Origin of the sequence: Chryseobacterium shigense (assembly GCF_900156575.1) — a bacterium.
GTDB classification, from domain to species: Bacteria; Bacteroidota; Bacteroidia; order Flavobacteriales; family Weeksellaceae; genus Chryseobacterium; species Chryseobacterium shigense.
In genome coordinates, this window is the sequence record NZ_FTNY01000003.1 from 486,858 (window position 1) to 508,225 (window position 21,368).

The 21,368-nt window shown below is 38.0% G+C and carries 21 protein-coding genes; 13 read left to right on the plus strand and 8 right to left on the minus strand.

Annotated features, from left to right (window positions below):
- The first annotated feature begins 2 nt into the window (after positions 1-2).
- From BW964_RS11705 to BW964_RS11720, 4 genes are all read left to right on the plus strand, one after another.
- Complete coding sequence (locus BW964_RS11705; RefSeq protein ID WP_072924627.1) at positions 3-428, plus strand: PaaI family thioesterase; 426 nt, start codon at positions 3-5, stop codon at positions 426-428.
- Between the two features lie 2 nt (positions 429-430).
- Entirely contained in the window at positions 431-1,672 is a 1,242-nt protein-coding gene (fabF, locus tag BW964_RS11710) for a beta-ketoacyl-ACP synthase II (RefSeq protein WP_076507383.1), read from the plus strand.
- Positions 1,673-1,695: 23 nt separating this feature from the next.
- Positions 1,696-2,250, plus strand: a complete 555-nt coding sequence (locus BW964_RS11715; RefSeq protein WP_076507385.1) for a helix-turn-helix domain-containing protein — start codon at positions 1,696-1,698, stop codon at positions 2,248-2,250.
- Positions 2,251-2,338: 88 nt separating this feature from the next.
- Positions 2,339-3,412, plus strand: coding sequence for a serine hydrolase domain-containing protein (locus BW964_RS11720; protein ID WP_076507387.1), 1,074 nt, complete (start codon positions 2,339-2,341; stop codon positions 3,410-3,412).
- A 146-nt stretch (positions 3,413-3,558) separates the two neighbouring features.
- On the opposite strand, the gene BW964_RS11725 is transcribed toward BW964_RS11720, so the two are convergent.
- Genes BW964_RS11725 through BW964_RS11735 form a run of 3 tightly spaced genes read right to left on the minus strand, consistent with a single transcriptional unit; the run spans position 3,559 to position 5,826 of the window.
- Entirely contained in the window at positions 3,559-4,044 is a 486-nt protein-coding gene (locus tag BW964_RS11725) for a cupin domain-containing protein (protein WP_076507922.1), read from the minus strand.
- Positions 4,045-4,066: 22 nt separating this feature from the next.
- A complete protein-coding gene (locus BW964_RS11730; protein ID WP_076507388.1) occupies positions 4,067-4,486 on the minus strand; it encodes a Dabb family protein in 420 nt (139 codons plus the stop codon).
- Positions 4,487-4,497: 11 nt separating this feature from the next.
- Positions 4,498-5,826, minus strand: coding sequence for a hypothetical protein (locus BW964_RS11735; protein WP_076507390.1), 1,329 nt, complete (start codon positions 5,824-5,826; stop codon positions 4,498-4,500).
- Positions 5,827-6,065: 239 nt separating this feature from the next.
- On the opposite strand from BW964_RS11735, the gene BW964_RS11740 reads away from it, so the two are divergent.
- Together BW964_RS11740 and BW964_RS11745 are read left to right on the plus strand one after the other, a co-directional pair.
- Positions 6,066-6,752, plus strand: coding sequence for a response regulator transcription factor (locus BW964_RS11740; RefSeq protein WP_076507392.1), 687 nt, complete (start codon positions 6,066-6,068; stop codon positions 6,750-6,752).
- Positions 6,749-8,128 carry a HAMP domain-containing sensor histidine kinase gene (locus tag BW964_RS11745; RefSeq protein WP_076507393.1) on the plus strand — a complete coding sequence of 460 codons (1,380 nt, stop codon included), beginning with the start codon at positions 6,749-6,751 and terminating at the stop codon, positions 8,126-8,128. The genes BW964_RS11740 and BW964_RS11745 overlap by 4 nt, the downstream gene beginning before the upstream one ends.
- Before the next feature lie 44 nt (positions 8,129-8,172).
- Here BW964_RS11745 and BW964_RS11750 read toward each other — a convergent pair whose 3' ends face one another.
- Together BW964_RS11750 and msrB are read right to left on the minus strand one after the other, a co-directional pair.
- On the minus strand, positions 8,173-8,928 hold the full coding sequence (locus BW964_RS11750) for a murein L,D-transpeptidase catalytic domain family protein (protein ID WP_076507395.1): 756 nt from the start codon (positions 8,926-8,928) through the stop codon (positions 8,173-8,175).
- A 128-nt stretch (positions 8,929-9,056) separates the two neighbouring features.
- Entirely contained in the window at positions 9,057-9,503 is a 447-nt protein-coding gene (msrB, locus tag BW964_RS11755; RefSeq protein WP_084175829.1) for a peptide-methionine (R)-S-oxide reductase MsrB, read from the minus strand.
- Positions 9,504-9,729: 226 nt separating this feature from the next.
- Here msrB and BW964_RS11760 point away from each other — a divergent pair, with 226 nt between their 5' ends.
- Both BW964_RS11760 and BW964_RS11765 read left to right on the plus strand, forming a co-directional pair.
- Positions 9,730-10,974 (plus strand): DUF445 domain-containing protein, encoded by a 1,245-nt coding sequence (locus tag BW964_RS11760; RefSeq protein WP_076507399.1) that lies wholly within the window; start codon positions 9,730-9,732, stop codon positions 10,972-10,974.
- A gap of 19 nt (positions 10,975-10,993) precedes the next feature.
- A complete protein-coding gene (locus BW964_RS11765) occupies positions 10,994-11,881 on the plus strand; it encodes a hypothetical protein (RefSeq protein WP_104669442.1) in 888 nt (295 codons plus the stop codon).
- Positions 11,882-11,913: 32 nt separating this feature from the next.
- Here BW964_RS11765 and BW964_RS11770 read toward each other — a convergent pair whose 3' ends face one another.
- Together BW964_RS11770 and BW964_RS11775 are read right to left on the minus strand one after the other, a co-directional pair.
- Complete coding sequence (locus BW964_RS11770) at positions 11,914-12,951, minus strand: quinone-dependent dihydroorotate dehydrogenase (RefSeq protein WP_076507402.1); 1,038 nt, start codon at positions 12,949-12,951, stop codon at positions 11,914-11,916.
- Positions 12,952-13,188: 237 nt separating this feature from the next.
- Complete coding sequence (locus BW964_RS11775; protein WP_076507404.1) at positions 13,189-13,884, minus strand: pseudouridine synthase; 696 nt, start codon at positions 13,882-13,884, stop codon at positions 13,189-13,191.
- Positions 13,885-14,088: 204 nt separating this feature from the next.
- On the opposite strand from BW964_RS11775, the gene BW964_RS11780 reads away from it, so the two are divergent.
- The 3 genes from BW964_RS11780 to BW964_RS11790 all read left to right on the plus strand — a co-directional run bounded on the left by BW964_RS11780 (position 14,089) and on the right by BW964_RS11790 (position 18,145).
- The gene (locus tag BW964_RS11780) at positions 14,089-14,601 is read left to right on the plus strand and encodes a hypothetical protein (protein WP_076507406.1); all 513 of its coding nucleotides are present in this window, start codon (positions 14,089-14,091) and stop codon (positions 14,599-14,601) included.
- Between the two features lie 220 nt (positions 14,602-14,821).
- Positions 14,822-16,363, plus strand: a complete 1,542-nt coding sequence (locus BW964_RS11785) for a glycine--tRNA ligase (protein ID WP_076507407.1) — start codon at positions 14,822-14,824, stop codon at positions 16,361-16,363.
- 249 nt (positions 16,364-16,612) lie between these two features.
- Positions 16,613-18,145, plus strand: coding sequence for a hypothetical protein (locus tag BW964_RS11790; protein ID WP_076507924.1), 1,533 nt, complete (start codon positions 16,613-16,615; stop codon positions 18,143-18,145).
- Between the two features lie 31 nt (positions 18,146-18,176).
- Here the strand turns inward: BW964_RS11790 and BW964_RS11795 are convergent, their stop codons facing one another.
- On the minus strand, positions 18,177-19,502 hold the full coding sequence (locus tag BW964_RS11795) for a M48 family metalloprotease (RefSeq protein WP_228432002.1): 1,326 nt from the start codon (positions 19,500-19,502) through the stop codon (positions 18,177-18,179).
- Between the two features lie 101 nt (positions 19,503-19,603).
- Between BW964_RS11795 and BW964_RS11800 the strand changes: the two genes are divergently transcribed.
- Complete coding sequence (locus BW964_RS11800) at positions 19,604-20,737, plus strand: serine hydrolase domain-containing protein (RefSeq protein ID WP_076507411.1); 1,134 nt, start codon at positions 19,604-19,606, stop codon at positions 20,735-20,737.
- 6 nt (positions 20,738-20,743) lie between these two features.
- A complete protein-coding gene (locus BW964_RS11805) occupies positions 20,744-21,355 on the plus strand; it encodes a YdeI/OmpD-associated family protein (protein ID WP_076507413.1) in 612 nt (203 codons plus the stop codon).
- The last annotated feature ends 13 nt before the right edge of the window (positions 21,356-21,368 follow it).

The following is a 21,368-nucleotide window of genomic DNA, read 5'->3' on the forward strand; positions in this document are numbered from 1 at the left end:
ATATGGACAGATTAGCACAACTGCAACAATTCATCGGAAAGGAATTTGACCAGTCACCATCACCGTTTATGAAATGGCTCAATCCTATTGTTCTTTCTGTAGAAGAAGGACATTTGGAGTTTCAATATACCGTAAGGCCAGAGTGGCTGAATCCCATTGGAAATCTTCATGGCGGGGTAACCGCAGCCATCGTTGACGACATCATCGGAGCCACCATGTTCTCCCTGAACGAAAATTCTTTCATAACCACCATCAATAATGTGATCGATTATTTTTCAACTGCAAAAGAAAATGATAATATTGTAGCCGAAACGAAAATTATAAAAAGAGGGCGGCAGTTTGTCAATGCGCAATGCGAAATATGGAACGCAGACAAAACAAGACTCATTGCCAGGGGAACCTCTAATCTATTCAAAATTAATAACTAGATATGAAAAGAGTTGTCATTACAGGACTTGGCGCGGTGACGCCTTTGGGGAACAATGTCGAAGATTTTTGGCAAAATAGCATTAACGGTGTCAGCGGAGCAGGTTTAATTACCCATTTTGATTCAGAAAAATTTAAAGTACACTTCGCCTGTGAAGTGAAAAACTTTGATCCGAAAGTTCATCTGACCCACAACGAAATAAAAAGAAGTGATGTTTTTTCACAATATGCGATGTACACTTCTGCTGAAGCTATTCAGGATTCCGGACTGGAGCTGGAAAAAATGGACCCCTTTGATACCGGAGTAATCTGGGGTACCGGTCAGGGAGGGATGCTTACCTTCGAAACTGAAGTCATGAATTTTGCAGAAGGCGACGGGACACCGAGATTTAATCCTTTCTTTGTTCCTAAATTTATTGCTAATATGGCTTCAGGAATGATTTCTATGAAGTTTGGGCTTCAGGGAATCAATTATACAACAATTTCAGCGTGTGCAACGGGGAATACGGCAATAATGGATGCCTTCAACTATATCCGTCTTGGAAAAGCAAAGGTCATTATCAGCGGGGGTTCTGAAGCAGCGATCACTCCGGCTTCTGTAGGTGGCTTCTCCATTATGAAAGCGATGTCTACGAGAAATGATGATTTTGCCACCGCAAGCCGTCCTTATGATGCAGACAGAGATGGGTTTGTGATGGGTGAAGGTGCAGGTGCTCTGGTCCTTGAAGAGTATGAGCATGCCAAAGCAAGGGGTGCAAAAATTTATGCTGAACTTGGGGGCGCTGCGATGACTGCTGACGCTTATCACATGACAGCCCCTCATCCGGACGGAGTGAGTGCCATTAAAGCCATGCAGCTGGCGATGAAGGAAGCAGGAGCCAATATGGAAGATATTGATTATCTCAATCCTCACGCTACTTCTACTCCACTTGGAGATCTGGTAGAATTAAAAGCCATCAGTTCTCTATTCAGAGGAAGCAAGAATCTTGATATCAGTGCTACAAAATCTATGACAGGGCATTTATTGGGAGCTGCCGGAGCTGCTGAAGCTATCCTTTCGATCAAGGCTATAGAAAAAGGAATTATTCCTCCAACAATCAACCTTCACAGTATAGACGAAAACATCCCTAAAGATGTCAATATTGTTTTTGGAGAAGCTAAAGAAAAGGAGATCAATTTCGCATTAAGTAATGCCTTTGGATTCGGAGGGCACAATGCGACTTTAGTTTTCAAAAAGTTTAAATAATTTCATACGATACGTACAGTAACATGTCCAAATTGAAAGAAATAAGAGAGAAAAAAAATCTGACTCAGGAAGAGTTGGCCGAGAGCTCTGGTATTTCTGTCAGGACAATACAGCGGATAGAAGCAGGAACTCAACCAAAAGGTCATACGCTTCGGGTTTTGGCCAAAGCTTTAGAAACTACCGAAAGCGAGTTTCAAAACGTAGAAATCGAGACAAAAGATCCTGAAATTAAAGAAGATCAAATTCCAGCGAATTATTCTTTAATAAAAGTGATCAATCTTTCTTCTATCCCTTGTATGTTTCTACCGCCATTAAATATTTTGGTTCCTCTGTTTCTGATGTTTAAACTAAAACAGAAAAACGCCTTAGTAAAACAAATAATATCGGTTCAGATCATTTGGACCATACTGGCACCTGTCACATTTCTATTGGGCATCTTCTTAAAACCCGGACCTGCACTTACGATTATCATCATCATCTTGATTTTTCTGTCCAATATATTTATTATCCTTAGAAACTCAGCTGAAATAGACAGAAACAAAGAACTTTTTTACAAACTGAATTTCAGCCTCTTATAACCTTGTCGGATGATTGTCGGGTTTTTGTCAGGTTCTATTTTTTGTGCTAAAAATAAGAAAGTTAATCTTTGTCAAAAAAAATAAGACAATGACAAAACTCTTTTATTTTACCCTATTATTTCTCCTTCTGTTTTCCACGAATACCAATGCTCAGGCAGAAAAAGTAAATAGCCCTTACCTTACAGATTCAATTTTTGATCGTGATAAAGAAATTGAAAAATGGCTCCACGAACTTAAAATCCCCATTCTTGGGCTCGGCATTATAGAAGGCGGCACATTAAAACAGATTAAAGTATTCGGAAAAATTAAAGACGATATCTCAGTCCCTTACAATACGATTTTCAATGTAGCATCCCTCACCAAACCAATTACGGCAATGGTAGCATTACATCTGGTGAGTACGGGAAAATGGGATCTTGATGAACCGGTTTATACATATTGGACTGATCCTGATATAGCCAATGATCCAAGGAACAAACAGTTGACAACAAGAATAATATTAAGTCATCAAACAGGCTTTCCCAACTGGAGATTCATGAAAGAAAACAAAAAATTAAGTTTTGATTTTGATCCGGGAACAAAATTTCAATATTCTGGAGAAGGTTTTGAGTATTTGAGAAAAGCCATGGAAAACAAATTCAAAAAACCACTGGAACAATTAGCAAGAGAACTGATCTTTCAACCTCTAAAAATGAATGACACCAATTATATTTGGGATGAAAACACAGATAAAAACAGATTTGCCACAGGCTATGACAAAAATGGGAAACCGTATAAAACAGAGGAAAATAAATTGGCAAATGCAGCTGATGATCTGCATACAACAGTAGAAGATTATGGAAACTTTCTCGCTGATATTCTTAATGGGGGACATCTTCACAAGGATCTTTATCTGCAGATGATGAAAAGACAGGTTCAAACAAGGAAAAACAAATACTATGGATTAGGCTTTGTCATTTACGACCTGGGTAATGGAGAATATGCCTTGTCACATGGTGGTTCCGACGAAGGATCATTCTGTCTCACCGTTATTTTTCCAAAAACCAAACAGGGACTTCTTATTTTCACCACTTCAGATAACGGTTATAAAGTTTTCGATAAATTACTTGCTCATTATTTAGGGAAAAATGGGGAAAAAATCATTGAAATAGAAACTAAATAATGTAAGTCATGACCAATACTACTATTTAGATTAGTCGCCTACAAAACCATCATTGACTAAACCAAAAATGATCAAAAAAAGCAGTCTTTTTGGACTGCTTTCAACATGTACGATTGATATAAAACGATAGAATGTTCTATTCATAATTAATCAGAATCCTTATCTGAGACAAAAAAATCATCCGCATTTTCTGCAATCGGAATATACAGTCTCTCCCACTCTTTGCTTTTCACCATGTCCCAGCTGTGTCCTTTTCCTTTAAGGTCTTCAGCTAAAAGGATCACTCCCGGTTTAATGATAAAAGTGGAACCATCTGTTACTTTAAATTTAATATTCCCTTTTAGCGTGATTACATATTGCCTTCTGGGTGCCGGATGCGCATTTTTCTCCCACTCTTCGGTCTTGTTGCTCATCCAGAAAGTCGTGGTATTCATATGTTTCAACGTAGGGATTTTCCCTTTTTCGAAAGTACACGAGCCATCAGGATTGTTCACCAGCCTTACTGCCGGGATAAACTCACTGGTCTCTTCAGTGCTTACGCTTACGCTTTTGTGCTTTTTGTGTTGTCCATTCATAAATCCAACAGTGCTTAGTGCTAAAATAAGGCTGATGCCTTTAACGAAATTTTTCATTGTCAATTTAATTCTTTTATTTTTAATTGTAAACCGTATCATGAACCAGCATTCTCTCAAAGAAAGGTTTGTATTTTTGAACCAGAGCCAGATGCTCCGGCAGTTGCCCGTAAGCTTCCAGTTCTTCGAGTGTATCAAACTCCATGGAAGCATTATAGGTGAAGGTATTGTCCAAGACATTCCGCGGACTGGAAGCGGCAGGTTTTCCGTATCGGAGATTCTTTTGATAGGGTAATTTTTTAAGGCCTTCAAAAAAGTTTTCAAAGTCTTTGACCTCAGCTTCAGACAAATCTTTTCTCAGCCAGAATAACAAATAATGGAAGTACACTTTTTTCTTTTTTACAGGGTTAAACATAGGTAAAACAGATGCGAACATATTTCCGGAAATCAGCAGTAAAGCCGAAGCCTGTACTGAACGGAATAAAAATTTTCTTCTTTCCATTGTTCTATTTTTTAGTTAAAATCAATTCTATATTTCAAAACAAATTGCCACTGCCGGTCAGATACAACCGCATTATTATGGGCGTCGCCCGTAAAAACAGGTCTGTTCTGAGCATCAAAGGTCAATCGGGAAGACATCCCGTTCATCAGTAAAGAAATTCCGGCATCATAAATCACTGCATTATCATGCAAACCCTTCAAATCAGAAAGCTGCATTCCTACTGCCGGCTGCAGCTGGAGATTCTTTTTTTCTTTATTTAAATAAGGAAGAGTACCTCCCAATTGTATATAATAGGTATTTCCGGTTCCGATAACGGGCATTGCATTTCCTGCCCCATTCAGGCTTGCCTGGGCAGCATCTACAGAGGTAGCAGGATTGTTTGTTCCTACATAACGAACATAATTCGGTCCGTAATCATTGTGCATCGCCATCCCGTATGCACTGACGGAAGTTCCCTTTTCTTTGTTCAAGGGAGCATCATAAAATAAATCTACGGCAAAGCTTTTCATGTCATCATTGATGGTGTTTTTATCTACATCCTGATGCCACATGGCCTTATGAATATAATCGAAACCCGCTCCAAGGCTCAGAACATTTTTCTTGCCGCCATACGTCCCCGAATTAAAAGGAGTTGAAATGTTTTCTTTATCTAAAAATGCATATCTGAAATATCCTGAAAAATCTTTCCCCGGCGAATTTTTACTGAAAGAAGCTACATTTAGTTTCGGATCACTGGTTGACATCGTGTAAGGATCTGCCACGACTAAACGGTAATCAAATTTCCCTAACTGGCCTTTAACATAGGCTCCAAGCTCTCTCACCGTATAATCGGTAGCTCCGGCATTGGAAGTGGCATAAGCGGGTAAATCATACAGCAAAGTATTCAGAGGTCCTGTTGTGAATCTCGACAGTCCTCTCCAGGTGGAACGTCCTGCACCAAAAGCAATTTTATCATTGAAAGCATATTCAGCATAGGCATCCAGTAAATCAAAATAATTACTGCCTTTTGCATTCACATTGACATTGGTCGTTCCTCCCTGTAAAACAAACATCAGTTTTTCTGTAGGTTTATAAGTCATTTTCACCCTTACTCTTCGTAATGAAAGGTCTGCAACATCCGATTTTGCTTCATTATTGATAAGGCTTCCTGGGTTGAGCTGTGTATATCTTGCCCATAGCTCTGCATATCCGCTGAATGAAACATAGCGGGTATGCTCCTCATTAAGATAATGGGTCAGTCCGGGATTGTTAAAATCATTTTTTTTCTGGGCTTCCAATTTTCCCATGATTCCCAAGAGGGAAAACAGTGCAATTCCGGCTTTAAAAGATTTAGTATTCATATTTTTCTATTCTTAGCTTTTTGTTGATTTCAACGGGACAAAATTAGATCTGGAAAACCGGGAAAGTCATTAGAAAACTATTAGAAACCTTATAGAAAATTATTAAAAGTCTTCATCTTTTCTTCTAAAATAAAAATATAGAATACCTTTGTACAGGCTTAGGAAACCATGAATATCCATCTTTTAAAAGAATATATTCCATTAAAAACAAAGCCTCCCTTTTCTAAATATTTTCACCAATGAAAGTTCTAATTATTGAAGATAACGTACGGGTTTCAGGTCTTTTAAAGCGGGGACTGGAAAGCCAGGAATACCAGGTGTATATTTCTGAAGATGCCGAAGATGCTCTTGTTTTGCTAAACAAAATTACATTCGATCTGGCTATTACGGATATTATGCTTCCCGGGATGAATGGGATAGAATTAAGCAGGATCATTAAACAGAGGCATCCTGATCTTCCGATTATCATGCTCACCGCTTTAGGAACGATTGATGAGAAGATTGAAGGGTTTGACGCCGGTGCAGATGATTATATGGTGAAACCTTTTGAAATAAGGGAACTTTATGTAAGGATAAAGGCTATTTTACTACGAAAATCAAGCAAAAGCAAGGAGGCGTATTCCACCCATCTGGAATATCATGATCTGAAGGTTGACAAAAATATCAACCGGGTGTTCAGAAATGACAAGGAGATCATTCTCACTCCCAAAGAATTCAAACTCCTGGTTTTTCTGATGAGCAACGCCGAAAGGATTCTGACACGTGAAGAAATCGCAGAAAATGTCTGGGGAAATCATTTTGATACGGGAACCAACTATATCGATGTCTATATTGCTTACCTGCGGAAAAAAATTGATAAGGATTTTGATCAGAAACTTATTCATACCAAACCGGGTCTGGGATTCATTTTCACTTCACAATTATGAAGATAGCCACGAGAACAGCACTTATTTATTCTATCCTTACAGCAGGCATTCTTTTTTTGTTTGCCTACGTCCTGTATGTTGTATCGGAAAAAAACAGGGAAGATGAGTTTAATGACCGCCTGGGATACAAGGTGATCTGGAGGTCTGAATTTATTTTTGATGCTAAAATCAGTGATGAAAAGATCCGTGAACTCCACCAACGCAATCAGAAGCTATTGAATGAAGCGGACATCAGTGTTTACAACAGTCATAAAGACTTAACCTTTACAGATATTCCGCCTTCAAAAAGCAATGGAAAATACCTGGATCTGATCATTAAAACCAATAAGGACAGAATTTTTTGGCAACAGGGAGACCGCCAGTATATCATCATTAAATTTGAATCGAATGGTGAAAAATATTACATCATTGGAAGTGCTGTGGACGTTACAGGAAAAGCCCATATTGCAGAGTTCAGGAAGGATATTATCATCATTTATATTATTTCTATAGCCGTCATTTTCATTATTGGTTTCCTCTTTTCTTACTATACTTTAAAACCATTGAAGGACATTATTATCCAGATTCGTGATATTTCGGAGCACAATTTGAATAAAAGGCTGGATATTCCAAAGGCGAAAGATGAAATTTATGAACTGACGGAAACTTTTAATTCCACCTTCAACAGACTGGAAAAATCTTTTAATAATCACAAACAGTTTGTCACTACGATTTCCCATGAGTTCAGAACACCACTCTCTACCTTGATTGCGGAGCTGGAACTGGCCAAGGAACTGAACGTCACTCTGGATGATTACAAGCTATCTATCGACAATGCTTTACAGGATGCCAATCAGGCATCAGAATTATCTTCGGCTCTTTTAGATTTTGCCCGTGCGAGTTATGATGTTTCGCAGATAAGCCGTGCAAAATTACGTCTGGATGAAATTCTTGCAGACGCTAAACTGGCCCTTCTTCAGAAAAATGGTGATTATAAGATCGGGATCAACTATATGGATCATGCGGGAGATAAAGATGAAAGTAATTATGATTTTTATGGAAACCCTTATCTTTTGCAGATTGCATTCTCAAATCTTATGGAAAATGCGTGTAAATATTCAGGAGATAAAAGTTGTCACGTAGAAATTGAAGCCCAACCTCACCAAATAAAAATCCGGTTTACCGATCACGGAATTGGAATTTCTGAGGAAGATCTTCTAAGAATTTTCGATCTTTTCTACCGCGGAAATAATAAAAAGTATGAGAAAGGAAACGGGATCGGACTTTCCATTGTAAAAAGAATTGTAGAAATCCATCAGGGCCGGCTTGAGGTAAATTCCGCTGTATTAAAAGGGAGTGTATTTACTATAGAATTTCCGTCCCAACCTGAAGACTAACATTTTAAAAATAAAAAAAGCAGTCAAATCTGACTGCTTGTGTTTTATGCTTTTAACCATTCCGAGGAAGAGAGATACTTCTGATCGGGATAATAAATGAAAAGGCAATTTCGTCCTTTTATGGTATTAATGATGGGCTGTGTCAATGCTCTCGGTACAGCGGGACATCCCCAGCTTCTTCCGATTCTTTTGTGCACTGATGCAAAATCATCGCTTACATAATCTGCTCCGTGCATCACGATGGCTCTTCTGTACGCTGCATCATTAAAACCTTTGTCCATTCCTAACAATTTCAAAGAATATCCGTTGTCTCCCTGGTAAGTGGCATCCGTGATATAAAATCCCAAACTGCTCTGCAGCGAACTTTCCGTGTTAGAAAAATTCGCAGCAAATTCTTCGCCTGTATTTTTTCCGTGTGCTACCAGTGAATTGAACAGTACCTTTTTCTCATTCGTGTCAATCACCCAAAGTCTTTTGGTGTTTGAAGACATAGAAAAATCGCAAATAGTCAATAAATGCGAATCCTGGTTCAGCAATCCTGCTTTTTTTAAATTTTCAAATCCTGTTAATGCTTTTGAGAACACCTCATAGTTCAATTCATGTTCAGGATCAAAGGGAATTGATTTGTACAATTCTTCTGATGAAGATGCTTTTCCAGCGGTCTTCTCAGATTTCGTGTCTGCTACTTTTTCAATTTTCGTCGTATTGACATTCTCATTCTTTACAGCCTTTCCCGGCGAAAGATAGAATGAAGTCGTGACCATATACACAAGGCCTAATACACTATAAATTCCTCTCATTCAATAATATTAAATTCCAAATTAGTGAGGCAAAATTATAAAAACATAACTGTCAGACTGTTATAACTCTACAAAGTTTAACGCTATTTAAGAAACTTTAACGTCTTGATTATGTGAATTAAAGAGGTTTATTTTTCCGAATCTCCAACAAATTCCAGGCTCACAGAATTCATACAATACCGCAATCCCGTTGGCTTTGGACCATCATCAAAAACGTGTCCTAAATGAGAATCGCATCTTTTGCAAAGCACTTCTACCCTTTCCATTCCGTAGGCAGTATCTCTTTTGTAATAGACACCTTCTTTATCGGCTTCAAAAAAACTTGGCCATCCGCAACTGCTGGAGAATTTTGTTGTGGAGCGGAATAAATGATTGCCACAAACCGCACAATAATAATCTCCGATTTCATCGAATTCGTTATACTTTCCTGTAAACGCTCTTTCCGTAGCTGCTTCTCTGGATATAGCATATAAGTCGGGCGCCAGAATTTTTTTCCACTCCTCATTGGAAATATCAAGTTTTGTAGTGTCGGTTCTGGAGTAGTATGGATTGTTTTTTGCTTCTTTATCTTCCATAGGATGAATTTTAAATATTTTTGAGATTAAGCTTAAAAAATTAAACCACAAAAGTCACCATAGCTTTTTGAAACTTTAAAACGTCTTGGTTTAAAAACTTACTACTTTGAATTTTTTAATAGTAAAATATTAATTTTCAAAAGTTTAAGCATTTGTGTCTTTTATGAGTTTTGTGGTTGGATATTAAATATCAGACTTCACAACCAAATTTACTAAATTTGAGAATATGAATGATGAAGCAAAAAGAAAACAACTGAGAAAATATAAAGCATTTGCCACCGGATTATTTGTTCTGATGGCCATTATCTTTATAGCCACCACCCTACTTCAGAAGTCTAATCATTCCCATTGGGTAGGTTATGTCCGGGCTTTTTCCGAGGCAGCTATGGTGGGTGCTTTAGCAGACTGGTTCGCGGTGACGGCGTTATTCCGGCATCCGCTTGGACTTCCGATTCCCCATACCAACCTTATTGAAAACAGCAAACAGAGGCTGGGAGACAATCTTGGCAGTTTTGTGGTAAGTAATTTTCTTTCTCCGCAGAACATACGTCCCTACATCCAAAAGATTAAAATTTCAAACTTCGTTGGAGAATGGCTCGCGAAGGAAAAGAGTCAGGACATTCTGATCAGAAACCTTTCAGATATTGTTCTGGATATCCTTAATAAACTTGATGATACTTCTGTAAGCCAGTTTATCAGCAAAAAAGTGTCTGAAATGACCGATGATATCAAGCTTAATAAAGTAGTAGGAAACGGCATCAATTATATCCTCGAAAAAAATGATCATCAGAGAATTGTCACCAATCTTTCCAAACAGATCAAAGACTATATCATCGAAAATGATGAAATGATCAAAGAGCGGGTAGAAAAAGGCAGCTATTCTTTTATCCCCTCCTTTGTTGACAATAAGATTGCCACTAAAATTGCCAGCGGACTGGCCGACTTTTTTAAAGAAATAGAGGAAGATCCGCAGCATGAAATCCGAAACCTTATTACCCAAAAGATCTATGAATTTTCTACAGACCTGAAAGAAGATCCGAAATGGGATGATGAATTTAAAACCATCAAAAACGGCCTTCTGAAAAATGATAAACTGGATGAATATTCCAGTGACATCTGGATTTCTATCAAAAAAACATTGATGAAAGAACTTCAGGAGGACCATTCTGCTTTAAAAGTTTACCTCACTAAAAACCTGAATGAGTTTTCTCAAAACTTAAAAACAGACGAAAATCTTCAGAATAAGATCGATCACTGGGTAAGAGTGACCGCTTATAAGTATATTCTTAAAAATACCCATCAGTTTGGAAACCTCATCAGTTCTACCGTAGGAAACTGGAAGGGCAAAGAGCTGAGTGAAAAAATGGAACTGGAAGTAGGAAAAGATCTTCAGTTTATCCGGGTGAACGGAACACTCGTAGGAGGACTGGTAGGGTTAATTATCTACACCATTGCCACTTTCTTTCTTTAAAAACTATTCACCACCAACCATGAAAAAACTATTAATCACATTATTTATCCCCCTTTTTATGCTCTGTTGCTGCCAGAAAGTAGAATTAAAGACAGTAACAGATTCTTCTCAGATTTTTAAAGGTGAAATTGCGGGAATGCCTATTACCATGCAACTCTATTATGCTGGCCTTGCCGACTGTAGTCTGTATCAGTACTTTGTAGACGGCTGGTACTATTACGATAAATACCAGAAGAAAATACCTCTGACCGGTATTTATGATTACGGAAAATTGTCTTTATATCATTTTGGAAATAAACAGAAGCAAAGCGATAAACTATTGAAAGACCAGATTACTTCCCCTCAACAAGTGGAAAAGACTGCGGAAATCGCGGAAAAATTAGTTCCTAAAGAATATATTATTTTTGAACCGGGGGATCTCAAAGGAAATTCTATTAAAGGAAATTTCTATTTCAATAAAAAAGTTCAATCTGCTCAGTTGTTTACTGGCAGCGATATGATTTACCGTTTTAATAATTATCTTACCTTACCCGATAACAAGAAGATCAATACTTTTGATTTCATCAATAAACATGGAGGAAACCAATTGATTTCTTACGCTTCCGGAGAAAACGGGAACCGCATTGTACTATATTTTGAACATTCATCCAACTTTAATGCCTGCGGAAGATGCGGTGCCAGTGAAGGCGAAAAAGGCTATAGAATTTTATATTTTACCAAAGACTGGAATTATAAAAATTACGAAGAATTTCTCACGGAAAGCTGTCTTGAAAACATTTACGATACGGTAGAATCAAAATCTAAAGACCGGAAAACATTGCAATTTAAAGTAAGTAAAACATCATCTTCCCCCGCTTATACCTTTACAGTTGACATTAAAAATGCAACGGTTGTAAAGTCTAAATAAAAAAAGAGAGCCTTACACTCTCTTTCATTTTTTTATCTTGGAAGCCTGCTGGCTCTTTTTAATAATTCTTTATTGATCTCATTAATCAATTCCGGGCCTTCATAAATAAATCCGGTATAAAGCTGTACCAGACTGGCTCCTGCATCCAGCTTCTCAATAGCATCCTTTGCGCTATGGATTCCTCCTACTCCAATGATCGGGAAAGCTCTGTTGCTTTTATCGGAAAGGTATCGGATCATTTTTGTACTTCTTTCACGGATCGGTTTTCCACTCAACCCTCCATTTCCTATTTGTTCTAAAACTTCAGGAGAGGTTTTCAGACCTTCTCTATTCACAGAGGTATTAGACACAATCACTCCATCAATTTTTGTTTCTGCGATCAGTTCGATAATTTCATCCAGCTGAGCATTATTAAGATCCGGAGCAATTTTCAGCAATATGGGCTTCCGTACAGGTTTTGACTGGTTGATTTTCTTTACCTCGGTAATCAGTTCGCGCAGATAGTCTACATCTTCCAGCTTAGCGTGGCTTCCCACATTCGGACAGCTTACATTCAGCACAAAATAATCTACATGGGAATGAAGTCCTTCAAAACAGTCCAGATAATCCTGCGTATAGTTTTCAGGGGTTGTATTCGTATTTTTTCCGATGTTTCCTCCGATGATCACTTTACCCTTGTTGGATTTCAGTTTTTCTATCGCAGCTTCAAGACCATCGTTGTTAAAGCCCATTCTATTGATAATTCCTCCATCTTCAATGAGGCGGAACAGTCTTTTCTTAGGATTTCCAGCCTGAGCTTTTGGAGTGACGGTTCCGATTTCTACAAATCCGAAACCAAGATCTCCCAACTCATTAAACAAAACGGCATTTTTATCAAAACCGGCAGCCAGTCCTACAGGATTTTTAAATTTCAATCCGAAAACTTCTCTTTCCAAACGTTTGTCTTCAATAGGTTTCGGGAAAAAAAGTTTGGTAAGAAATCCAAAATTCTTAAGCATTGAAAATGTAAAATGATGAACTTCTTCGGGATCAAATTTGAAGAGAATGGGTCTGATGATACTTTTGTACATTGAAAAAAAGTTTTACAAAAATACTCAATTTAAAATTAATGGTCGGTTAACCTATGATATATTATTAAAAAATGTTTTATAAACACTATCTATAAACCCACCAGTCTGCTAGATCTGCAACATCAGCGAGATATACAAACTACCATAACGTTCTACTGTCTTCCTTGAAATGGATATTTCTTTGAAACTTTGCCTTCTTACGCAGCAATTTTATCAGATAAAATATTTGGGTTTAAATCAAGAATACATTTTCAAATCGAAGTTCAGAATATCTCCTACTCTTTTAAACTCCTCATTTATAGTGGCATTCAGCGTCATTCTTTCGTTGGTAATGGGATGATTAAACACCAATTGATGGGCATGCAGCATCAGTTTACTCATATCGAAAGTCTCCAGCCACAATTTATTCTGTTTGTTACAACCATAAGGACGGCATCCTAAAATGGGATGTAAAATATGCTTAAAATGTTTTCTCAGCTGATGCATTCTGCCTGTTTCCGGAATAGCTTCTACCAGACAGTACCTGGAAGTCTGGTGTTTTCCAAATGGTAAATCTATTTCCGAAGTCTGCAAACGATGATAATAGGTAATAGCATTCTGCTGGATTTCATCCTCATTAATCAAATCATAATCAATCGTTTCCTCTTCTTTTGCCCAACCCCGAAGAATCGCCAAATATTTTTTCTCCACCTTTCGTGTTGCAAACTGATCGTTCATGACTCTCAATGTATCTTTATCTAAAGTGAACAACAAAACTCCCGAAGTTTTCCGGTCTAAACGATGCGCAGGATACACATACTGACCGATCTGATCTCTCAGCTCCTGAATAGCGTAGGTATCTGCCTCTCCTGCATAATAAGATTTATGAACCAATAAGCCGCTGGGTTTATTGATGGCGATAAGATGCTCGTCGCGATAAAGAATTTCTAACATGAGACAAAAGTAGAAATTTTCAACCGATCTAGCTCTGATTGAGCGGCTTGTTTGAGCTTTTTTTGGCTTTTGGCGCGGCGGCGGAGCCGCCGCGCCAAAAGCCAAAAAAAGCGAGTAGCGAAAGCAGGTTCCCGGCTCCTGAAATCGCATAATGTTTTGTGGTTATCTGTTTTATTTTTCTATTTTCGCGGAAAAAATTACCTTATGAAACTATTATTTTCGGCTTTTTTCATGGCTTTTTTCTTCATTTCGACCTCTGCACAGGTTTCAGATTCTCTTAAACTTGGGAAGAATAACCATGAATTTTTCATCAAAGGAGATAAGAAATTCAAGTTCTCGGAATACAAAAAGGTATTCACCAATCCAGAAGCTTTAGGCTACATGAAAAAAGCGAATACTAACGGTACATTGGCACAAATTTTTGGAGCTATAGGCGGAAGTTTTGTAGGTTTCGGACTGGGTAGAGAAATATTCCGAACGAAAACAACCTATCAAAATGGGGTTGCTTACAAGAAAAAAGATAAAGGTGGCTGGGGATTGGTAGGAATCGGTCTGGGAGCTATAGGAATAGGAATTCCTTTTGCTATAAGCTCAGGAAAAAACATGAAGAAGGCCATCAATACACAAAACCAAGCTGCCGGAACAGAAGAACCGAAAACAACTTCGTACAAACTTGACCTTAGCGGAAACAGCATTGGTCTTACTTATAGTTTCTAAAATTCGCGTAATCTCTTCAATGTGCGAGAGTCTTTAACTCAAAGTTTTTATGATTTAAACTTACATTTTAAGATGATAAAGAAGGAAACAGCAAGTTGAATTTTGAGTAACATTACTCAGATGAATATCTGTTTTTTCTGTCAATTCACTCTTTTTTTATTGAATTTCATGAATTTGGAATCCAAATTCATATTTTTGCACATCAGACGTAAAAAAAATTATGGCAAAGCAAGAAGATGTTTTCAAGAAAGTGATTTCTCACGCTAAAGAATATGGTTTTATTTTTCCATCCAGTGAGATCTATGACGGGTTATCCGCTGTTTATGATTATGGACAGAACGGTGCCGAATTAAAAAACAATATCAAACAGTATTGGTGGAAAGCGATGGTACAGCTCAACGAAAATATTGTGGGTATTGACTCGGCGATCCTTATGCATCCTACTACATGGAAAGCATCGGGTCACGTAGACGCTTTCAACGATCCATTGATTGACAATAAAGATTCTAAAAAACGTTTCAGAGCAGACGTTTTAGTGGAAGATTACTGTTTGAAAATTGAAGAGAAAGAAAATAAAGAAATTGAAAAGGCAGCGAAAAGATTCGGTGACTCTTTCGACAAAGCTCAGTTTGTAGCAACGAATTCAAAAATTCTGGAATACCGTGCAAAAAGAGAGACTATTCTTTCAAGATTGGCAAAATCTCTGGAAAACGAAGATCTTGCTGATGTAAAATCTTTAATTGAAGAGCTTGAAATTGCTGATCCTGATACGGGTTCTAAAAACTGGACGGAAGTAAGACAGTTCAATCTGATGTTCGGAACTAAATTGGGAGCTTCTGCAGACAGCGCGATGGATCTTTATCTAAGACCGGAAACGGCTCAGGGGATCTTCGTTAACTTTCTGAATGTACAGAAAACTTCACGTCACAGACTTCCTTTCGGTATTGCACAGATCGGTAAGGCATTCAGAAATGAAATTGTTGCAAGACAGTTTATCTTCAGAATGCGTGAATTTGAACAAATGGAAATGCAGTTTTTTGTGGCTCCGGGAACTGAACTTGAATTCTACGAGCAGTGGAAAACAAAACGTCTGAACTGGCACCTTGCTTTAGGTTTAGGGCATGACAACTACAGATTCCATGACCATGAGAAATTGGCTCACTATGCAAATGCTGCAGCTGATATTGAATTTAATTTCCCATTCGGTTTCAAAGAGCTGGAAGGAATTCACTCCAGAACCGATTTCGATTTAAAAGCTCATGAAAAGCATTCAGGAAGAAAACTTCAGTTCTTCGATCCTGAAAGAAATGAAAACTATGTCCCGTATGTCGTGGAAACGTCAGTAGGTCTGGACAGATTATTCCTTTCCATTTTCTCACACTGTCTTAAAGACGAAGTACTGGAAGATGGTTCAGAAAGAACCGTTCTATCTTTACCACCGGCATTGGCACCAGTAAAAGCAGCTATTCTTCCGTTAATGAAAAAAGATGGTCTTGCTGAATATGCAGAAAATATTTTCAATGACCTGAAATATGATTTCAACTTATTCTACGAAGAAAAGGATGCGATCGGAAAACGATACAGAAGACAGGATGCCATCGGTACCCCTTACTGTATCACCATCGACCACGACTCTCTAACGGATCATACGGTAACAATAAGAGACCGAGATACCATGCAGCAGGAAAGAGTTCCTGTTTCTGACTTAAGAAGGATCATCGACGAGAAAACGAACTTCAGAAATTTACTTTCTAAACTATAGACTAAAGCCCCATTATTTGGGGCTTTTTTTATTTATTACTGGCCACATAAACATCCGAATCATCAGCGCTGCAGAATATTTTTAAACGCACCCCTGTTTCAGGTGATCCGAATTATTTTTTGATAGGTATAAGACCATATTCATTAAATGAGACTACTCATTTATCCCGATTTGCATGAAATTTTAATAAAGAAAACGAAACTTTTCATACGTATTCCTTAATTTATTATTTTTGGCAAAATTATAATGATGAAAAAAATCTATTTTCTGATCTTCGGACTGTTCCAAACCTTATCTTATTCCCAGACACAAGACCTTACTGCACTTGCTGCAGGCGATCATGTGGGAATGAATGCCCTGTTTGATGATAAAGATAATCTTTACGGCTATGTGTCTCTTTATTCTTATGGGAAAACCGGTGACAGGACAAAAAAATTCGAATATGTCATTCTGGATAAAAACCTTAATCCGGTTGCCAACAAAGAGTTTGAAGGAGATATTACAGCGGCCTCTTACCGGGGTTATGTTGATTTTAAGAGGCAGATCATCTTACGACCTTCGATGATGGATTATTCTCTGGTCAAAACAAGAGAAATCTTTACTCCGGTTTCTATGGTGATTGATCCGAAAACCAATACCATCAAAAGAAAAGTATATTACGATTATCTGGAGGACGGTACATTCAAGGAAATTAATGAGCCTAAAAACTGGAAAGCTCAGCGTAAAGAAAACCGCGAAGAGAAAAAGGAAAAGGGCTACAACTATGTTTCGGCCGTAGGAGAAGTAAAGGAAGGGGGCTATTTTGCCGTGGAATACAAAGACTACGGAAAATATGTGAACAACAACAGCCTCATCAAATTTGATGATCAAAAAAAGGAGCTTTGGCGCTATAAATACAACACTGATGGTTCCAAAAAAGTTTTCTCCACCCTTTCTGTTCTGGAAAAAGATGAGAAATACATGTACTGCATCATGAAAAAAGCCGATGACGATAAAAAATCTTTCAGCCTGGTTGTGATCGACATGAAAACCGGGAAAGAAGCCGCCAATAAACCCATCACAGGGCTTTCTGACACAACAATTGATCTCATTGACAGTTTTTCTTCGGGCTATGACAGCAGCCTTGACAATGATAAAACCTTTGATGATAAAATTGTTCTGCTGGGAAGAAATTTCGCCAAATATGATTTTGTAGGCTATGCAAGAATGATGGTGAACAAATCTGATTTTACGGTAGATACCAAAGAAATTAATTTCAAACCGGATTTCGCGGCCTTTCTTCCCAAGATCAATGCCAATGGTATGGTAGAAAGCGGTTATATGCTGCAAACCAAAGATATGTACTTTATGAATGACGGCAGTGTGGGAATTCTTTCTGAAAAGTACAAGCCTGCCGGTCAATACAACGCCCCAAAGACTACGGACCTTGTGTATGTGTATACGGATAAAGATTTCAAGATTAAAAATGTTAAGGTGTTTGAGAAAGAAAAAACGAAATGGGTCAACAGTGATTATCTTTTCTCGCAATACCTCAACGGAGGAAAAGATGTGGTTTTCTTCTATCGTGATTATCAGAAGGATGAAGTGACGAGACAGAAAAAATGGAATCTTTTCATCAATACGATCATTGACGGGAAGTTCAGGCAGGAAATCATTCCTATCTCTGAAAAAGATAATTATGCTGTAACACCATACGTTGGAAAAGAAGGCTATATTCTTCTCCGCGAGTACAACGAAAAAGAAAAATTCAATAAGATCCGTTTAGAAAAACTGAACTATTAAAAAAAGAAGAATCCTGACGCCTGTCGGCTGATCAGGATTCTTTTATCGGGTAGCTGCTTTGGTAAAAATCCGCAATATTTTTGATGTCATCCAGGCTCAGGTTCCACATAAAATTCAGGAACTGCTGATAACTTTCACTTTGATTTTTAGGCTCTATTCTATCGAGATAGCGGTTTAGATTATAATTTTTCCGGGCTTCATATATTTTTGAAAAGCATTTGCCCAGCCATCCTTTATAATACTTTTCCTCTTCTCCATCCTGCAAAAACTGCATTGAGGCATAAATTCCCAGTCCGTAATCTTCGGAATGAAAATAATTGGGAAGGATCTCCATTCTGGCCGTTTTCCTTAAGCTTGCAAACGTCTCGGATGGTTTTTCAGATTCTCCTGATGTTTTAAGTTCCGGAAATACTTTTTTCAGTTTTTCAATTCTTCTTGACATTTCAGGATGTGAGGCAAGGGAATCTTTATCCAGTTTTTCTTTGTAAAAATTATAATTATACAGGGAGAAATCTTCTTTTTTCATCCACTTTTCATTGAAGGCCTGTTTGGGAAGGTCAAAAAGCTTTTTATAGGTTTCCATCTTCAGTTCGCGGGGCGAGATGGTATCAAAATCCTGAAGCCGCTGAAGCGCATTGACGTATTCATTTTTCCTGAAATCACTGTTTTTAAAAATCACATACCCCAATGAATCGGCCTGCATTTCCTGTCGTCTTCTTTCCACTCCTTTTTTATAGGCACGGTTTTTAAGGATATCGAAAGCTTTCTTATTCAGGGTCTGGCTGCGGCTGTCTGTCGTTTCCTTCAGATTCTGTACAGCCATTTTATCCAGCTGATTCTGTTCGATAATGCTTAAAAATGTTTTAAGAGAGTGTTCATCGATTTTATGCCCTAATTCGTGGGTAATTACTGCAGCAATCTGATCTTCACTATTAAACCAGTTGTATAATCCCATATTGATCACAAAAGTTCCGTCTGCAAGGCAGTATGCATTGGGTGTATTATCTCTTGCTACTAAAATTTTCAGATCCTGAGGGATACCGGGATTGTTTTTTCTCAGGCGTTGGATGAGTGTTTTTATTTCTGTTTCAAATTCAGAGGCAAAAATAAAATCTTTGTTTTTTACCTGTTTTTCAAAATCGGTTCCGAATTCCTTATAGATTTTAGACAGTTCCGAACCTGTTTTCCCGGAATACTGTGCTCTTAATTTTTTTATAAAAATTTCGTTATTTCCGGCAAAACTTTTTAAAAATTCTTTTCTCTGCAAATAGTCTGCGGTGTCGATCATTTTATAGGTCTGGGCGGCTCCCATCACTGAAAAAATGAAAAACACGAATACAATAAGTTTTCTGGTCATATTTTTCATCAATAATCACAAAAATAGTTTATTTACGGTTCTATTTTCATTTTCTTCTCAAAATTATTTTAAATTTGTTTGAGTCTGATACTCATGATCATATGAAGGCATTAAAATATGTAATAGGCGGAGCAGCCGTAGGGGTTGCCGCAGTTTATCTTTTGGGATACGATTATTTATTCAGCGGGATTTCCAAAACCTATCTCAAGGGAAAATCAAGTGCATATATCGACGACGGTAAGCTCTTTCCCGGAAACCTCATCGCCACCGAAGAACCGGAACTGTGGACGGAAGATCCCGACTACAACAAGAAGGCGCTTCCTGAAAATGTGACTGAAGATTTAAAACATTCCAAAACTGCAGCTTTTGTCGTTATTAAAAACGGAAAAATTCTGCATGAACAGTATTGGGACGGCTATAGTCAGCTTTCACAAACCAATTCTTTTTCCATGGCTAAAGCTGTTACGGTCATGCTTTTGGGAAAAGCTCTGGAGGAAGGCATCATTAAAAATATAGATGAGAAGCTCTCTGATTTTTATTCTGAATTCAAGGAAAAACAATTCGGAAGTGAGGTTACCCTTAAAAATCTGGCCCAAATGGAAGCGGGGCTTGACTGGGATGAAGATTATAACAATCCTTTTCTTCCGAATGCCAAAGCCTATTACGGCAGGAATCTGGTAAAAGCAGTATTTTCCAGAAGATTTAAAGAAGAACCCGGCACCCGGTATGAATACCAGAGCGGATCTACACAGCTGCTGGGATTTGCTTTAAAAAAAGCTTTAAACCAAACGTTAGCAAGCTATTTATCTGAAAAATTCTGGATCCCAATGGGAATGGAACAGAATGCGTCATGGAGCACCGATCATCATGGAATGGAGAAAACGTATTGCTGTATTCATTCCAATGCCAGAGATTATGCGAAACTGGGACAGTTATTTTTAGATGACGGAAAAGTGGGAGACCATCAAATTCTCAATCCTGATTTTATCGAGCAGATGAGAACCCCTACTGAAAAATCCAAAGAAATCTACGGAATGGGACTTTGGATCAATCATGACAATCCTATTAAGCATTATTATTTCCTGGGATTACAGGGGCAGTACATCATTATGGTTCCGGAGTACCAAATGGTGATTGTAAGAACCGGAAGTTATAGTAATAACCCTAAAAATGACCGAGGAAGGCCGGATCAGGTAAAATTTCTTGTTAACGAGTGCGTTCAATTATTCCAGTAAAGATCTATGGAAAAACACAGCCCGAAAATAGACACCTACATTGAGAAATCACAGGACTTTGCCCAGCCTGTTTTACATTATATCCGCGACATTGTTCATGAATTTTGCCCGGATGCGGAAGAAACCATGAAGTGGAGTTTTCCTCACTTTATGTACAAAGGGAAAATTCTCTGTGCGATGGCTTCTTTCAAACAGCACTGTACCTTCGGGTTCTGGCTGGAAAAGGAAATGAAGACCATGCAGGAAATCACCAGTGGTATTGAAAAGAATTCCATGTTTAGCTTAGGAAAGATTACAAAAACTGAAGATCTTCCTCCCAAAATTATGCTTAAAAAAGCGATTAAGGAAGCAATGGAACTTATCAATATGGGTGTTACCATGAAAAAAGCACCACCGGCAAAGACAGAAACTGAGATTCCGGAATATTTTCAAACCGCTTTGAACGGGAATAAAAAAGCTCTACAGATTTTTGGAAAAGGATCACCATCTTTCAGGAAAGAGTACATCAACTGGATCACCGAAGCTAAAACTGAAGCCACCAGAGACAAAAGAATGGAACAGGCTTTGGAATGGATCGCCGACGGAAAAGCCAGAAATTGGAAATACGAAAAAAAATAAATACAAAACACAC

Coding starts and splice junctions, on each gene's coding strand:
- BW964_RS11705 (WP_072924627.1), top strand. CDS start 3: ATGGACAGATTAGCACAACTGCAACAATTCATCGGAAAGGAATTTGAC.
- fabF (WP_076507383.1), top strand. CDS start 431: ATGAAAAGAGTTGTCATTACAGGACTTGGCGCGGTGACGCCTTTGGGG.
- BW964_RS11715 (WP_076507385.1), top strand. CDS start 1,696: ATGTCCAAATTGAAAGAAATAAGAGAGAAAAAAAATCTGACTCAGGAA.
- BW964_RS11720 (WP_076507387.1), top strand. CDS start 2,339: ATGACAAAACTCTTTTATTTTACCCTATTATTTCTCCTTCTGTTTTCC.
- BW964_RS11725 (WP_076507922.1), bottom strand. CDS start 4,044: ATGAAAAATTTCGTTAAAGGCATCAGCCTTATTTTAGCACTAAGCACT.
- BW964_RS11730 (WP_076507388.1), bottom strand. CDS start 4,486: ATGGAAAGAAGAAAATTTTTATTCCGTTCAGTACAGGCTTCGGCTTTA.
- BW964_RS11735 (WP_076507390.1), bottom strand. CDS start 5,826: ATGAATACTAAATCTTTTAAAGCCGGAATTGCACTGTTTTCCCTCTTG.
- BW964_RS11740 (WP_076507392.1), top strand. CDS start 6,066: ATGAAAGTTCTAATTATTGAAGATAACGTACGGGTTTCAGGTCTTTTA.
- BW964_RS11745 (WP_076507393.1), top strand. CDS start 6,749: ATGAAGATAGCCACGAGAACAGCACTTATTTATTCTATCCTTACAGCA.
- BW964_RS11750 (WP_076507395.1), bottom strand. CDS start 8,928: ATGAGAGGAATTTATAGTGTATTAGGCCTTGTGTATATGGTCACGACT.
- msrB (WP_084175829.1), bottom strand. CDS start 9,503: ATGGAAGATAAAGAAGCAAAAAACAATCCATACTACTCCAGAACCGAC.
- BW964_RS11760 (WP_076507399.1), top strand. CDS start 9,730: ATGAATGATGAAGCAAAAAGAAAACAACTGAGAAAATATAAAGCATTT.
- BW964_RS11765 (WP_104669442.1), top strand. CDS start 10,994: ATGAAAAAACTATTAATCACATTATTTATCCCCCTTTTTATGCTCTGT.
- BW964_RS11770 (WP_076507402.1), bottom strand. CDS start 12,951: ATGTACAAAAGTATCATCAGACCCATTCTCTTCAAATTTGATCCCGAA.
- BW964_RS11775 (WP_076507404.1), bottom strand. CDS start 13,884: ATGTTAGAAATTCTTTATCGCGACGAGCATCTTATCGCCATCAATAAA.
- BW964_RS11780 (WP_076507406.1), top strand. CDS start 14,089: ATGAAACTATTATTTTCGGCTTTTTTCATGGCTTTTTTCTTCATTTCG.
- BW964_RS11785 (WP_076507407.1), top strand. CDS start 14,822: ATGGCAAAGCAAGAAGATGTTTTCAAGAAAGTGATTTCTCACGCTAAA.
- BW964_RS11790 (WP_076507924.1), top strand. CDS start 16,613: ATGAAAAAAATCTATTTTCTGATCTTCGGACTGTTCCAAACCTTATCT.
- BW964_RS11795 (WP_228432002.1), bottom strand. CDS start 19,502: ATGACCAGAAAACTTATTGTATTCGTGTTTTTCATTTTTTCAGTGATG.
- BW964_RS11800 (WP_076507411.1), top strand. CDS start 19,604: ATGAAGGCATTAAAATATGTAATAGGCGGAGCAGCCGTAGGGGTTGCC.
- BW964_RS11805 (WP_076507413.1), top strand. CDS start 20,744: ATGGAAAAACACAGCCCGAAAATAGACACCTACATTGAGAAATCACAG.